The sequence below is a fragment of the Actinopolymorpha sp. B11F2 genome, from assembly GCF_040195635.1.
Classification (GTDB): Bacteria; Actinomycetota; Actinomycetes; order Propionibacteriales; family Actinopolymorphaceae; genus Thermasporomyces.
Window position 1 is genome coordinate 1 of record NZ_JBEFTX010000039.1, and the last position, 14,233, is coordinate 14,233.

At 65.2% G+C, this 14,233-nt stretch carries 16 protein-coding genes; 7 read left to right on the forward strand and 9 right to left on the reverse strand.

Going from position 1 to position 14,233, the window contains the following annotated elements; translation table 11 throughout:
• Positions 1 to 527 (forward strand): ATP-binding protein (locus ABN034_RS33765; protein WP_349695020.1); only part of this gene is annotated, 527 nt, incomplete at its 5' end.
• 516 nt (positions 528 to 1,043) lie between these two features.
• Here the strand turns inward: ABN034_RS33765 and ABN034_RS33770 are convergent.
• A complete protein-coding gene (locus tag ABN034_RS33770; protein WP_349695021.1) occupies positions 1,044 to 1,418 on the reverse strand; it encodes a MerR family transcriptional regulator in 375 nt (124 codons plus the stop codon).
• Between the two features lie 389 nt (positions 1,419 to 1,807).
• Between ABN034_RS33770 and ABN034_RS33775 the strand changes: the two genes are divergently transcribed.
• The gene (locus tag ABN034_RS33775) at positions 1,808 to 2,266 is read left to right on the forward strand and encodes a hypothetical protein (RefSeq protein WP_349695022.1); all 459 of its coding nucleotides are present in this window, start codon (positions 1,808 to 1,810) and stop codon (positions 2,264 to 2,266) included.
• A 229-nt stretch (positions 2,267 to 2,495) separates the two neighbouring features.
• Here ABN034_RS33775 and ABN034_RS34795 read toward each other — a convergent pair whose 3' ends face one another.
• From ABN034_RS34795 to ABN034_RS33805, 6 genes are all read right to left on the reverse strand, one after another.
• Entirely contained in the window at positions 2,496 to 2,744 is a 249-nt protein-coding gene (locus ABN034_RS34795) for a pyridoxamine 5'-phosphate oxidase family protein (protein WP_502879145.1), read from the reverse strand.
• Between the two features lie 13 nt (positions 2,745 to 2,757).
• Entirely contained in the window at positions 2,758 to 2,931 is a 174-nt protein-coding gene (locus ABN034_RS33785) for a type I restriction-modification system subunit M N-terminal domain-containing protein (protein WP_349695034.1), read from the reverse strand.
• A gap of 450 nt (positions 2,932 to 3,381) precedes the next feature.
• Complete coding sequence (locus tag ABN034_RS33790; RefSeq protein ID WP_349695024.1) at positions 3,382 to 3,528, reverse strand: hypothetical protein; 147 nt, start codon at positions 3,526 to 3,528, stop codon at positions 3,382 to 3,384.
• On the reverse strand, positions 3,525 to 3,686 hold the full coding sequence (locus tag ABN034_RS33795; protein ID WP_349695025.1) for a hypothetical protein: 162 nt from the start codon (positions 3,684 to 3,686) through the stop codon (positions 3,525 to 3,527). The genes ABN034_RS33790 and ABN034_RS33795 overlap by 4 nt, the downstream gene beginning before the upstream one ends.
• A gap of 210 nt (positions 3,687 to 3,896) precedes the next feature.
• Positions 3,897 to 4,901, reverse strand: coding sequence for a phosphotransferase (locus ABN034_RS33800; RefSeq protein ID WP_349695026.1), 1,005 nt, complete (start codon positions 4,899 to 4,901; stop codon positions 3,897 to 3,899).
• Positions 4,902 to 5,022: 121 nt separating this feature from the next.
• Complete coding sequence (locus tag ABN034_RS33805; RefSeq protein WP_349695027.1) at positions 5,023 to 5,724, reverse strand: hypothetical protein; 702 nt, start codon at positions 5,722 to 5,724, stop codon at positions 5,023 to 5,025.
• Positions 5,725 to 5,892: 168 nt separating this feature from the next.
• On the opposite strand from ABN034_RS33805, the gene ABN034_RS33810 reads away from it, so the two are divergent.
• The 3 genes from ABN034_RS33810 to ABN034_RS33820 all read left to right on the forward strand — a co-directional run bounded on the left by ABN034_RS33810 (position 5,893) and on the right by ABN034_RS33820 (position 7,338).
• Positions 5,893 to 6,738, forward strand: a complete 846-nt coding sequence (locus ABN034_RS33810; protein ID WP_349695028.1) for a colicin E3/pyocin S6 family cytotoxin — start codon at positions 5,893 to 5,895, stop codon at positions 6,736 to 6,738.
• Positions 6,739 to 6,792: 54 nt separating this feature from the next.
• Entirely contained in the window at positions 6,793 to 7,023 is a 231-nt protein-coding gene (locus ABN034_RS33815) for a DUF7683 domain-containing protein (RefSeq protein WP_349695029.1), read from the forward strand.
• A gap of 102 nt (positions 7,024 to 7,125) precedes the next feature.
• Positions 7,126 to 7,338, forward strand: coding sequence for a hypothetical protein (locus tag ABN034_RS33820; protein WP_349695030.1), 213 nt, complete (start codon positions 7,126 to 7,128; stop codon positions 7,336 to 7,338).
• Positions 7,339 to 7,711: 373 nt separating this feature from the next.
• Here ABN034_RS33820 and ABN034_RS33825 read toward each other — a convergent pair whose 3' ends face one another.
• On the reverse strand, positions 7,712 to 8,527 hold the full coding sequence (locus ABN034_RS33825; RefSeq protein ID WP_349695031.1) for a class I SAM-dependent methyltransferase: 816 nt from the start codon (positions 8,525 to 8,527) through the stop codon (positions 7,712 to 7,714).
• Positions 8,528 to 9,340: 813 nt separating this feature from the next.
• A complete protein-coding gene (locus ABN034_RS33830) occupies positions 9,341 to 10,432 on the reverse strand; it encodes a LacI family DNA-binding transcriptional regulator (protein ID WP_349695032.1) in 1,092 nt (363 codons plus the stop codon).
• A gap of 407 nt (positions 10,433 to 10,839) precedes the next feature.
• Between ABN034_RS33830 and ABN034_RS33835 the strand changes: the two genes are divergently transcribed.
• Both ABN034_RS33835 and ABN034_RS33840 read left to right on the forward strand, forming a co-directional pair.
• Entirely contained in the window at positions 10,840 to 13,653 is a 2,814-nt protein-coding gene (locus tag ABN034_RS33835) for an alpha-amylase family glycosyl hydrolase (protein ID WP_349695033.1), read from the forward strand.
• Between the two features lie 230 nt (positions 13,654 to 13,883).
• Positions 13,884 to 14,233: transposase (locus ABN034_RS33840; RefSeq protein WP_502879146.1), on the forward strand; the 350-nt coding region annotated here is incomplete at its 3' end.

Sequence of the window (14,233 nt, forward strand, 5' to 3'; positions counted from 1 at the left end):
AAGAGCTTCTGCACGTCTGGGACCAACCGCACCTCGACGCGCTGGCAGAAGATGCCCGACTTGTCATCAGCGAACTGGTCACCAACGCCGTCCTGCACGGAGGCGACAACCCAAACGCCCTGCACCTCGCCATCACCGATGGCTCGCTCAACCCCCCAGTGGTACAAGAACTGACCAGCCACGCCGAACACGGCCGCGGACTCGCCATCATCGAGCAACTCACCACCCGCTGGGGAATCGAACCCGACGGCACCGGCGGAAAACGAGTCTGGGTAGAACTAGGTCAGCACAACCCCAGCGACCACAACGACAGCAATGAATCGGATGCTGCGGACCGTCACCTCATCCGCGAGCCGCCACTCGAACCCGGTAACGGACAGAGCCCCGATCCGCTGACCGGCGCCGGCCACGGGCTGGGTTGCTTCGAACCTGCGGGGCGGCATCGGGCGACCCCGGATGACAAGATCCGGCCAGCAACCACACGCAAAGGTTTAGGCAAGCACATATCCGGACAAATAGCTGTGTAGGCGAGTTCTGGGATCCGGGTCGCCGCAACGAACCCGGCTGGCACCAGCGGCGATCCGGACCCAACTCACCGGGGCACCGAGTTTGGGATGCATCAGCCAGACTTGGTGGCCGGTAAGGAAGACGAGGGCCTTACTGCCAGACCGTGCCCGCGCCCCTCCCGGTCGGTTGCCGGCGGGGACAGATCGGGCTCTCCTCGGGCAAGGTCTGGCCCTTGGGCCGCCTGGGGATTGGTCGCCCCCATCCACACCCAGGCGGCCCAAACATTTCAGCAAGATCTCGTCCGACGGTGCCGAAGACCCCGGACGCCTCGATCAGACTCGTGATCATCAGAAGCTTGAGAACTCTTCCGTCGGCATCGCCAGGTTCACCACACCATCCAGCGCCAGTGCTCGCCGGCCAGGGTTGGTCATGCTGCGCCTCAGCTCCTCGAGGGTCTGCTCGCACACTTTTCGAAGAGCGCTGACAGCCAGGGCACCACGGCCCGGTCCAGGCGAGCAGGCTTACGTGTGGGCGGGTCAACCTTGTTGGTGTTTCTTGTTCTGACCTCGGGCTTCCTCGAGTTGGTCTTCGAGGAGGATGATCCGGCAGGCTGCCTCGAGCGCGATGCCTTGATCGACTAGCTGGCGGGCCCTGGCCGCCAGACGGAGCTGGCGACGGGAGTAGCGGCGGTGCCCTCCAGCTGAGCGCTGTGGGTCGACCAGCTTTACCTCGCCCAGTCGCCGAAGAAAGTCCTGTGAGGTGCCGAGGATCTCCGCGGCACGGCCCATGGTGTAGGCGGGGTAGTCCTCGTCGTCGAACATGTCGGTGGGGCCTTGGTCCATATCACCTCCCATGTCGAGGGCCCCGGCGCGAACGCCGGGGCCCTTCGGGTTGTGGGTCAGAAACACCATCTACCGACGACAACGTCGGATCTTCGTATCGCACTAGCCGCATCTAAGCGGGGACAGGTGCGAGGATCGCGTAAGTGTGACCGGAGACCACCTCTCTTCGGTAAGACCTACGATGACCGCGCGGCCGAAACCACAGCCAGCAGCGGACGACCCAACGGTGTACGAACCCCTCCCTTTCTCTGCGTCCTGACTGCTCTCCACTCTCAACCCGAGAAATAGTAGCAACGCCAGTGAGGATGTCTAGCGTCAGCAACCCAAATTTCTTAGACAGCTGAACGTAGTCTCACGGCCGCTACACGCCATCGAGGCAGACGAGGAATGGAGGCTGATCGATCACGGCGTGAATGTGGGGTCTTTCCCAGGCCTGGCTATGGGCCGGTACTGTCCGCTTGCAGTCGACACGTGTCGTTGAAGGATGCGGTCGCCACAGTGAGGTCCCTGACGCGTACCTGCTGGTGCTCGCGCTTCGCAACGTGCGACGGGCCGCCGACATGGCCCTACGGCACCTCGTCACCGCCAAGGCGAGGGATCAGCTGCGCGCGGCACTCGACGAGTTCGAGACCCGGCTTCCCGGTGCGAAGGAGGCCCGAGACGTGATCGAGCACTTCGACGACTACAGCGGTGGCGTGGGCGACCAGCAGCAGCCAGCGATCAGGCAGCGGGACAGCCGCGTGCCGGACGAGCAGCTCGCCCAGCAGTACCGGATCGACTTCGAACACGTCGTCAACGATCCGGCCCGATCGTTGCTCCACGTCGGTCCACACATCGTCGACCTGACTGCGGCTGGGCGTGCGGCGAGCCAGCTGGTGCACGAGATGTGGTTGGCCGCGAAAACAGAGGATGGCTGATGGGGGACCACGTGCTGGAGGAGCCGACGAACCGGGCAGGAGCTGCCGCGCCGTTCGACTGGATACGTTGACCCTCATTAACGACGAGATCGTGGGCCGGATGGATCGACAGGCTGCAGCGGGGCTCAGGTGGACACCAAGGTCACCAGGCATCGTGGCAGTGGCGGCGCCTGCGTGCCAGGCTGGAAGGTCTGCGCGCTCACCCTGAGCGTGGTTCAGCTGTCCCGAGTCACCCGCAGTCTTGCACGACGTCGACATGGACTGACACGACGGCTGAACCGCCATCAGAGGCCCAAGGCGCTGGCAGCGCGTTCATGACGTGCGCGAGCTCGGCCTGATCGGTCACGACATCCGCCTGGCCACTGGCTGTCACGGCCCAGGCGTATCCGCCGGGCAGGTCGATCTGGTCGATTTCGAAGGTGACAAGCTGGTGCTGATCTGCGGCCCGCAGCTTGGCACCGTTCTCCGTTCGGAACATGATCTTGCTGCCGTCAAAGATGTACCTGATGTACCTGACCGGTGAACGGCGCACAGCATCTGGTCGCGAAGACGTCCGAGACGAATTTGAGGAAGATCATCCCGAAGACGACATGCTTGTGCCCGGCCGCATCGACCCGACTACGAAGCCGGTCGGCGGCATCCCGCAGCGTCGCCTCGAGGCTCAGCGCCCGTTGGGCCCTCCGTTGCCCCGGTCCCCACCGCTTCCCTCCCGTTCAGCGTCACATGTGCTGCACATTGTGTCCTCGACCAACCATCCTTTTGGCGCGATCGCGGGGAGTACGCGGGGCCCGAGCCTTCCTTCGGTGAGAATCCGCAGGTCGGAGCCGTAGTTCTTACTGATCTTGAAAACCGCTAGGTGAGGTAACCCCTCGCCACGTGGGTTCGAATCCCACGCCCTCCGCCAGGCTCGAAAACGGCCGCTGACCTGCAACGATGCGTGATCACGGGTGTGGGGGTCAGTCCGGCGACGTCCGGCCGTATCCGGCTTGCAGCGGTGGTCTGCGGCAAATACGCGGCGAAGTTTCCACGAGTATCGAGGGGAGTCAGGTCCCTCAGGCACCCGGCGGCATGGTCGCCCCAAGGGCCGCCCGGCCACGAGATGGAGATGATGGCACTCAACGCCGGGTAAAGCCGAGGGCCTTCGCCATCTCGCACGCTGGGCAGCCGGCGAACCTGTGGGGCGCCTTCATGTCGTAGCAGTGCTGGGCCCAGATGCGGCGCGCCGTCGCCGCGCCGGTCAACAGGCGCAAGAGGCGTCTCATCTGCGGTTGCCGTAGATGTTCGGGTGCAGCGACGTCTGGCGCGAGGGTGGGACGTAGCTGGTCAACGCCCAGGCCCGCCGGAGCGGTCCGATCCAGTCGCGCTTGGGGCGGTCGCTCCGCGGGTAGTCGGCGTACTGCCGCTCGGAGTCCTCGGCCATGGGATTCCTCTCTGTAGCCTGCCGGCTTTGCGAGTCATGCTTCACCGCGCGACTGCTTCCGACCTGGGCCCGAACGGGCTAGCTGGCTTCCGGCACGGCCAGGTCGCGTGCGTCGCGCAGATGAGCGGAGCCAGCCCTTGTCCTTCCCCAGTGGACGACGCGATGTGAACATTCGGTGGAGGTGGTGCCTAACGCGTCCTGCCCCTACTGCTACCTGCTGTCGGCGACATCATCGGTCTTACCACCGAGTCCCGCCCCTCGCAGCGTCTCCACAAACGATCCGGGGGGTGGGTCGAGACTGCGACGGTGGAGGTTGTCGAGTTGGCAGCGTGCGTTGTAGCAGCGCACCCAGGTCGCGGCTGCATCGGCCGTGCGCCGCTCTGCTCGGGAGAACGGCCGGAAGCGCTCGTAGTCGTCGAGGAACGCCGCGACCTCTGCCGCTGTCGGGGCGTCCGGGGGGACTGGAGTGCCTTGTGTGAACGCGCCAGCGCACAGGCCGACGACCGCCGGCTCCGGGGCGTAGACGAGGCTGTCCCAGTCGTAGCCGGCGACGAACGCGCCATCGACGACACAGACGTTCTGCCACACCCAGTCGCTGTGTCCGATCACCGGCCGACTGTGGTCAGCGGCGCGCAGGACCATGGCGGCCGCGTCGGCGGTCTCCTCCACCCATTCCATGCCCGGCACCGGTGTGGAGAAGTCGAACGCCGGATGGTGCGGCGCCGGCCACGTGCCGACACTCCAGTCCGCCCATGCCGGGCGTCCCGGCACGAGGGCAGCGCCGTCCATGTCGCGCAGCGCATCGATCTGCCCAGCGAGCGCCGCCGCCATCGCCACTCTCGCCGCCTGGTCGTGCGGACTGCCTGTCGAGGCGCAGGCGAGCCGTTCCTCGACAAGCGCGAGCACATCGCCGGTGGACGACGGCCCGTCGAAGACGCGGGCGCAGCCAAAGCCCGCTGCCGCGAGCGTATTCTGCGCCCGTACGACGGCTTGCAGCCGTTGTACATTCGCGCCCGGACGGAATGCCTTGAGCACGACATCGCGGCCGTCGCTGAGGCGCAGACCGAAGACCGCGCCGATGTCACCGCCGGTGAACAGAACCGCGTCGACTCCCGAGCCAATGTGGTCGCGCACGTGGCGGGCAACCCAATCGGCTACCTGTCCGGTTGTCGTCGCACCGAGGATGTCCCGCTGCGCACCGCTGATCTCATCCACGCGAACCACGGTACGGGTGCCTGATCAGCACTCCATAGTGCCGCGGTTGCGGGCTTGAGTGCTGGCCACCGGGCTCAGGACCGGTAGGACGGGCCGGCACGGCACGGTCTGGACCGCCAGATCAGTCAGGCGTGAGCCAGTCCGTAACATCGCGGAGCGGGCCTACGACATCGAGTGTTCGCAGCGGAAACGCGGCTAGTAGCCCGTCCACGCTGGACGCTTCCATGTATACCCGAATGAATTGGTTGGCTCTCGGCTGATAGAGAGTGCCGTCGCCTCGCACGAATTGGCCCCACAATGCCATCCGTCCGACGTCGTTTCGTGGCTCGCCCTCGATTGCTCGGTCCAGGAAGCTGCGCGGGAAGAGCGCGCGGTAGCCAGGAAGGTGGTACAGCCACGAACCGCCACGGAGTCGTTCAGCCTCCGGAGCGGCGCTCTGGGCATCGGCGAGGGTGGCGGCCAGTTCTGCTCGACGAGCTGCCTGCCGGCCAGGGCTCAGGACCCCGCGCCCCTCTCGGTTGGCGAAGTGCAGACGCACCTGGCGGTTGTCCTCTTCGAGCTCGTACCAGAAACAACCGGGCTGCAAGGCGGTCCGACGTGCTGTCAGCGTCGCCAACCACTCCCGGTGTGCGACCGCGGCGGCATTGCCGCTGATCACAGCGTCGCGTACCACCTGCCATACCCCCGGCATCTCCAGATTCGTCACGGCGGTCCAGTCCTGCCACGCCGCAACCCGGTCTATGCCAGTGAGCTCAACGACCCGACCGACCCAGTTCGACTGGAGATCGAACCAAGCTCTGCTGAACGTGGGCGCTGCGGTCATACCGACGTAGCCTCGCAGTGGGTCAGCGCGACAAACAACCGGGTTCCAGGCCCCACATGGCTGTAACCCCAGCTCGTTGCCGCCATGGTCAGGCGCCGGCCGAACAAATGACACTGATGCACCACGCTGAGCGCCGCTCTGTCGATCGTGGTGCCATGTGTCCTGGCCATGCCTGGACTGCTGTATCTGGTGGTGGGCGGGTTTCCCGCGACGGCTTGGATGCAGGACGCGTTCACTACCACGGCCGGGTTCATCGTGCTTGTCGTCTTCGGTGTTGGGGGCACGGCGTGGCTGGCGTACCGGCTCTGGCTCTCACTACGGGTGGCCCGCCAGCTGGCGGGCCACCCTGCTGGCGAGGTCGTTGCCGTAACTCGGCTTCAGGTCATTCTGGCCGCGGGCGCCACCATCACCGGAGTCGCGCTCCTCTCCGGCGCGGCGACGGGTCGCCAGCCAGCGGGTCCGCTGATGTCGAACGTATTTCTCTTGGACGCCCTCCAGGGCGCGGCGCTGGCGCTGGGAATCGCGCTCACCGCCCTGGCACTGCTGTCTCTGATCGGGGGCCTGGGCGGACCCGGCCTCGCGTTCGGCATCGTCGGCGGCAGAGCCATCGCCACAGCCGCTGCAGCATCGGGACTGACCCTCGCGCAGGCGGCCCGGATCGCCGGAATCGGCGCCTTGGCCGGTGCGATGCTGTCCGAGGCCAACGGCGGCAGTTCGACGGCGGGATCGTCGACTGGCGGCGCTAGCCCGCAGCGACAGGGCCAACTCCCACCCGGCCAGCATTACCACGTTCCGCCAAGGAGGCTGAATGCATTCCCAGACGCCCAGCCCATCCGGAGCAAGGGACCGCGTAGAACCTGGAAGGATAGCCAGGGCAACATCTACGAGTTCGACCGCCGACACGGCACAGTCGAGAAGTACGACCGCGGCAACAGGCACCAGGGCGACTTCAACGTAGACACAGGGAAGCAGGTCGGCCCCGCTGACCCAAGCCGCAAGCCGCAAGGAAAGTGACCTGATCATGAAGGCGACTCCACGATCTACGGCGCATGCGACCCTGGAGGTCTCGTGAGACGGGTGCTTGCCGCCTACCGGAGGTCAGACGAGTTCTTCGTGTCTGAGCAGGAGTTTCCTGAGGAGAAGATCGTCGAACTCAAGCCCTTGTTCGAGCTCTACGACGATGATCCCGACATGCTCTACGACTACCAGGTCTCGGACGAGCTCCGTGCTCGCGTGAGCCAGATCCTTGGAGTTCCACTGAACCCTGACTTCGACTACAACATCGAGATCACACAGTGAGACAAGCGACCCTGGACCCCGGCGGCCCGGCCGAGGAAGTGGAGCTACACGTGCCGACACGTCCGACGGTGCGACCGTCCGACTGCACCGGTGGTTGAGTGAATGGATCGCTACGGCATCTCAGATCAGCTTGATCAGAGCCAGCTGGCCGCGTTGGAGAAGGTCATGGTGGATATCGGCCATGGTCGCTCGCGGTCGGTGCTCAACCTCGTCGCGGGTCGGGCCAGCCACATTACGCGGACCTCCACTAAGAGGGAGTTGAGTCCTGACGACAGCGATGACGTGTGGACTGCCCATGACTATGTGGCGCGCTGATCATTCGTGACACGGTTGCCGCCGGGCTCGACCAGTTGGATGACGATCAGCGGGGGAGCACGGTTCAGGTCGTGGAGCGATTCGACGAGCTGCTCAGATCGTTCACCGAACACGATGATGACAACATCCTCACCGCATTTGCCGAGGGAGAGTCCGGGGACGGCTGGTGGGGGCAGAGGGTTCCGTCGTCGGGCCCGATCCATGCAGAGCTTCGGTCCTTCGCCAGCAGGCTCGGTCGACCATAGTCCGTGACGAACGAGCCCGGGCGAGGTGAGCTGCCGTGGTAGCGCTCTCTTGTCCCAGCGACGACCACGCCAGCGACGGTCACCGAGTGCCGAGCCCGCGGAACTCGCCAGCTTGGTCCTTCAGCGTTTCACGGTCGAGGCTCGGCGACCAGGATCGCCCATCGGGACGGGGGCTGGGCGTGTGGATCGAGCCGCGTCCATGCCTTGTCGAGGGCGTCCATCCGTTGCTCGTAGGACAGGCCGGTGAAATGTGCGGTGAAGATCGGAATCTGCGACCAGGCGTAGGTCTGGTCGGGGTCGAAGGCGTACTCGAGGTACTCGGTCCGCACGACGTTCAGGCCGCCTGCCTCCAGCTGGTCGCGGATACCGTCGTCGTTCATGAGGCGGCGCGCTCGGCTGGATGGCTGAAAGACGAAGTTGTGGTCGATCACCGCGTACGCCCGCATCAGGTCGTGCAGCGACGGCTTCCGTGGCGGGTGTGCCGACGAACCGTCCGGCTGCCGGTTGGTCCCGACACTGCAGGCGAACCGTCCGTGCGGCGCCAACAAGGCTGAGATGGCGGCGGCGACTTCCGGCACCTGCATCTGCCAGATCGCCGAGTTGCACACGACATGACTGAACCCGGCGTTCACCGCGGTGGCGACGTGTTCGGCGGGTGCTTCGAGCCAGGTCACGCGTGGGTCCTGTACTCGTTCGGCAGCGATCTGGAGCATCGCGGCCGAGGCGTCGACGGCGGTCACGCGCCCGGTGGGTCCCAGCTCAGCCAGGATCGCTTCGGTCGTCACACCGGTTCCGCAGGCGAGGTCCAGCACCTCGCTGTCTGGTTGCAGGCCCGCGCAGCGCACCAGGTCCGCGCTCGTCAACCGATACATCGGGAACCTACGCGCGAACCCGTCGTACATCCGCGCGTTCTGCTTCTCGCGCCAATGCTCGACCACCCGCATGACGTCTCCTCGGCTGCTGACGCTGGGTCATGAGGCTACCGACACCAGACGTGGGCGGCCGAGATCCGTGGGGAAGGTCACCCTTGTCGGCCGCGCGGGTCGGGGCGTAGTTGCGGCCGCAGAATCCGCACAATCCGCAGAATCGTCGACGGGGCGGGGTTCTCCCAGGTCAGGTGGGTTGGCGGCAAGGATCACCTCGGCGCCGCAGAATTCCGCAGAACCGCCGCAGAATCCGTCAGCTCGCCCGTCCACGCCTGGGCACACGGCCACACAGTGCTCTTTCTGCGGCGGTTCTGCGGCATTCTGCGGCCGGTCTGTGAGACGGCTGAGCAGGCGGTCTGACCTGCGCTGACGTTGCCGTACCGGGGGTTCTGCGGATTGTGCGGATTCTGCGGCGGCAACCGGCGCGGCCCATCGCTGCCGAGGCAGCCGCTAGCGATGGTCGCGGTGTACGTCCAATAGACAGCTGTAATGACGGCCGGCGACGCCGCGAACATCGCTGCCGCCTCCGACGCCGACCTACCTTGCAACGACGCCAGCACGATCCCCGCCCGCCGCAACCGGATCCGATCCCTCGTCACCGCGTGATCTGTACCAGCCGCTCAGCCTCCTGCGGCTCCAACTCCCGAACGAACACCTCAGGCCGACGTGCCATCACTCACCTCCAGGCACAGCCTGCCATTACAACGCCAACGTTCCTTGATGAGGCACTAGCCCAAGGGGTCGAGGCCATCCTCTCGTCCAGACCACCGCCACACCATGATCAACATACCGACTTTTTCAGGTCGAAGTAACTAACGGCAGCTTCGACCGCTAGCCCCACTTCCTGTCGATTTCAGTTGACGCGTAGATGTGGCGCGGTGAATCGTCGGCCGGCTGGGGCCGCTTCGGGCGGGGTGGTGCGGTAGTGCCACGCACGACGAGGTGGGTGGGCGTCGTTATCTGGGTACCTGGAGCGGCGTTGTCGCCGAGGATGTCCAGCAAGAGTTGGCCGGCCCTGGCGCCTTGTCCCTCTGCCGCCTGATGGACGGTCGTCAGGTCGCTGAGCTCGGCCATGGGATGGTCGTCGATCCCGACCACGGACATGCCGGAGGGCACGGTCACAGCGGCTCGTCGCAGGCTGCGCAGGGCGCCGATGGCAACCTCATCGGAGAACGCGAAGACAGCGGTGGGGGGTGGTGCGATGCTGAGCAACCGATTCATGCCTTCGGCGCCGCCGGTGCGGCCCCAGGGGGCCTCGACGATGAGCTCGGGGATGACCGAGAGTCCGGCGGCCTCCATTGCCGTGGTGAAGCCGTGCAAACGATCGGCGGGTTGCGAGTAGGGCAATGACCAGTCGCCTCCGGCGTTGATCATGCCAATCCGTTCGTGCCCCGCGAGGATGAGATGGTTGGTCGCTTGCTGGGCCGCAGCCACATCATCGATGTGCACACTTGGGTAGTCGCCGAGCCTGCCTCCAGCGATCACCACGGCCGCATCCATCAGCTCGAGGCATTGTCTTTCCTCGTCGCTGATAGGAAAGGCGATCACAATGACAGCGTCGACCTGCCGTCTGGCTGGTAACTGTTCGAAGAATCGCCGACGCTCCTGCTCTGTACGTACCTGGTACAGCAGGACATCGAGGTCTGCGTTTCGAAGGCTTCCCATGATGCCCTGCAGCATCGAGGAGTAGGCCCAATGCGCAATGTCTCGCACGACGACCGCAACCCGGTTCCTAGATCCTCGCTTAAGGCGTGAAGCATCCGGCGACACCGTATACGACATGCTGGCGGCCAGCTCCTTGATGCGGCGCCTGGTCGAGCTGGACACGCCGGGGGCATCGCTCAATGCCCGTGACACCGAGGCGACCGAAACGCCGGCCTCCCGCGCCAGGTCCTTCATGTTGACGGCTGGACGACCGGGCATGCTCCGCACCGTACCCTCAACGTAATGTTACGTCCACTTGGATCCTTGGCCCTGGCCAGCAAATTCGTGACGACACCTCATCTGCCAGTTTGCCATCGATACAAGGGTTGACACGGCTTGGAAGGTACCCGATGCTGTGGCGTAATCGTTTACGTACGACGTAGCCGTGCGAGACCCGGCGAGCCCTCTGGGCTTCCCTCCGGCAGGGAAGGTCGTCATGAGAAGACTCAGTGCGGTGGTCCGTTTCGGCCATGGTGCTGATCCTCGGTCTGGCTCCGGCGTCCAACGGCGCTCCTCGCGTCCCTTTGAGCATTCTTGGGGTCGGAACGTTCCTGCACGAATTGATCCGGTCGGGCACCACGGCTTGCGGCGTCGTAAGCCGGGCGCACATGGCAAGGAGGCTGTGTATGCGCACGTCCAGACGCATGGTGCTGGTTGCGGTGTGTGCCGCGCTGGCGATGTTGTTCGGTTCGATCGCGATGATCTCCGGTACGGCGAGTCCATCGGCCGCCGACAACGGGTGTGTGGAGAACCCGTTCGGGGACCGGCCCATCTATCTCAAGGGCGGGTTCAATGGCTGGTCCGCTGACCCCGCGTACCAGTTCGCGTACAACTGCAACCGCTTCGAACTGACCGTCAACCTCAGCGGGACCAGTGATTTCAAGGTCGCCGACGCTGACTGGTCCGCCGACGCGGACTTCGGCGGCGGAGCGGCGGGAAGCCAGGTTGAGACCGGTGTCCCACTTGAGCTTGCGCTCCGGGGGGCCAACCTGACGTACGCGTTCGGCGGCACCCAGACCGTCGTGCTGGACGTCTCCCAGTCGATCACGACCCCAACGCTGACGATTACCGCCTGTCCGCAGAACCCGCTGGGAGATGCGCTGCTCGGCCTCAGCGGCGACTTCAACGACTTCAGTCCGGAGGCCGCCGACTACTTCCTGTACAGCTGCGACGGCTACTACCTCAATGTTGATCTCCAGGGCACGCACGAGTTCACCATCCTCGACCCCATTGGATCGCCGGAGACCCACCTTGGCGCGGCCGATGACAGCGGCGGCGGCGTCAACCTCAATGAGCCGATGCCGCTGTCCTCCGATGCCGAGATCGGATCAGTCGCCGACCTTCGCTTCGACTTCACCGGGCCGCACACGCTGCGGGTGAGTTTCGAGGGCGAGGACCTGCAGCCCACCCTCACCATCACCGAACAGACCTGGGTCAATCCCGGGATACCTGTTCCGGTGACCGACACCGTGGCGCGGCAGGTGAGGTACGACTCTCGCGATCGCGACTTCAAGGCACCGTACGGCGCAGTTCCGGCGGGTACGAACGCGCGTTTTGCGTTCGAGGCCCCGCCGGGTGTGGCCTCGGCGACTCTCGTCGTGCAGACCCGGCGGCTGGAGGGGAATCAGGACGTCATCGAATACCTCGACCCGGTCCGGGTGCCGATGGAGCGAACCCGTGACGGTGAGGTCGACCGGTGGAGTGCTGCGTACCGGTTCGGTCAGGAGAACGTCTACGGCTACCACTTCGAGCTCTCCATCAACGGAGTCGAGTACGTCTATCAGAACAACAACGATCCCATTTACTGGACCACTGAGCGCGGCTCGTTCGGCCTCGGGGAGATCGCATTCCTGTCCGACGACCCCACGCGGGTTCGGCCGTATCGGCAGACGGTGTACAGCCGCGACTATCGCGTGCCGGGTTGGGCGAAGGACGCCATCTACTACTACATCTTCCCGGAGCGGTTCCGGAACGGCGATCCCGCCAACGACCCCGAGGTGGGCACCGACACCTACCTTGATGGCCCGGTCGAGGTCCATTCCGACTGGCTCGACACCCCGTACGTCCCCGGCGACGCGGACGGTTCGACAGGAGACGACGATCAGTTCAACAACGACTTCTTCGGCGGCGACCTCGCCGGCATCATCGACAAGCTCGGCTATATGGAGACGCTCGGGGTCAACACGCTCTACATCAATCCCATCTTCGAGGCCGGCAGCAACCACAAGTACGACACCGCCGACTATCTGAACATCGACGACAACCTCGGCAGCAACGCCGACCTGACCAGGCTGACCGAACAGGCCGAGGCGCACGGAATCAGAGTCATCCTGGACACCTCGCTGAACCACACCGGCAGCGATTCGGTGTATTTCGACCGGTACGCCAACTACCCCGGCAACGGAGCGTTTGAGAACGAGACGATCCAGCCCGACTCGCCGTGGGCCGACTGGTACACGTTCGTCCCCGACGCCACCGACCCGGACGACCAGTACGCCGGCTGGGTGGGTATCTCGACGCTGCCCGAGCTGACCGAGTCCGACAGCTTCTCCGACTTCGCCTTCCGCGAGCCCGACTCGGTGATGAAGACGTGGCTCGATCGAGGGACGGACGGCTGGCGGATGGATGTGACCCCGTGGGTTAGCGACCAGTTCTGGCGGGAGTGGCGGAGCTCGGTGAAGTCACACCGTCCCGACGCACTCACCCTGGCCGAGACTTGGTTCGACGCCTCTAAGTACTTCCTCGGAGACACCTTCGACTCCACGATGAACTACATCTTCCGCAACGCGGTGATCGACTATGCCGACGGCCGCAGCGCCGCGGAGACCTACCAGAGCATCGAAATGATCCGCGAGTCGTACCCGCCGCAGGCCTTCTACGCTCTGATGAATCTGCTGTCCACCCACGACTCGGCGCGAACGCTGTACCAGTTGGGGTACACCGAGACCAGCAGCCCGGAACAGATCGCCGAGGCTAAACAGCGCTATCGGCTCGCCGTGCTGTTCCAGATGACCTTCCCCGGATCGCCCGCGGTGTTCTACGGCGACGAGGTCGGCGTCACCGGCGGTACCGACCCGTTCAACCGGGCCACCTATCCCTGGGCGGACGAGGGCGGCGACCCCGACACGGTGATGCTGACCGATGTCCAGCAGCTGATCAGCCTGCGCAACCAGCACGCGGTACTCCGGCGAGGCTCCATCGACGCACCGGTCCACCTCGACGACAAGGTCATCGTCCTCACCCGGAAACACGGGGGGACCCGGGCGATTACTGCCTTCAACAATTCGACGACGACACAGCAGGTCACCGTCGAACTGCCGCGGGGTTATGGCGACAAGCCATACACCGACGCAATGACCGGGCAGTCGGTCACTCCGACCGACGATGAACTGACCCTGACCGTGCCGGCGATGTACGGCTCTGTGCTCATCACCAGCTGAGCGAGACAGGCCTTCAGGGAGCCCGGACGGGTTCGCCTGGTGAGCCGCATCCGTACGCGCGGCAGCGGACGGCTGAGGCGCTGACTCGAACACCCGATGCGTTCGGGCTGGAACGGTCCGGAGCGTGCCGCGTGATGATCACCCCCGTTCCTTCTCCGTGGCTCCAGGTTGGGGCGGCAGGCCACTGGTTCAGGCATGACTGGCTGCCCCTGTTGTCCATGATCTGGGGGGTGTTTCACCTGGTAGTCCACGACGATGAAGGGTCCAACGCGGGCGGCTCGGTCGGCGGGTCGTTGCTGGATGAGGTCGTGCAGGACGGTGCGAGGCGGATGCTGGCGGCGGCGTTGCAGGCTGAGGTTGCCGCCTACATCGAGGCCCGCAGCGGTGAGCTCGACGAGAACGGTCACCGGCTGGTGGTCCGTAACGGCTATCACGTCGAGCGGGAGGTGACCACCGCCGCTGGAGCCATCACGGTGCGTGCCCCGCGGGTCAACGACAAGCGCCTCGGTCCCGACACTGGGGTGCGGAAGCGGTTCTCCTCTGCGATCCTGCCGGCTTGGTCGCGTAAGTCTCCCAAGGT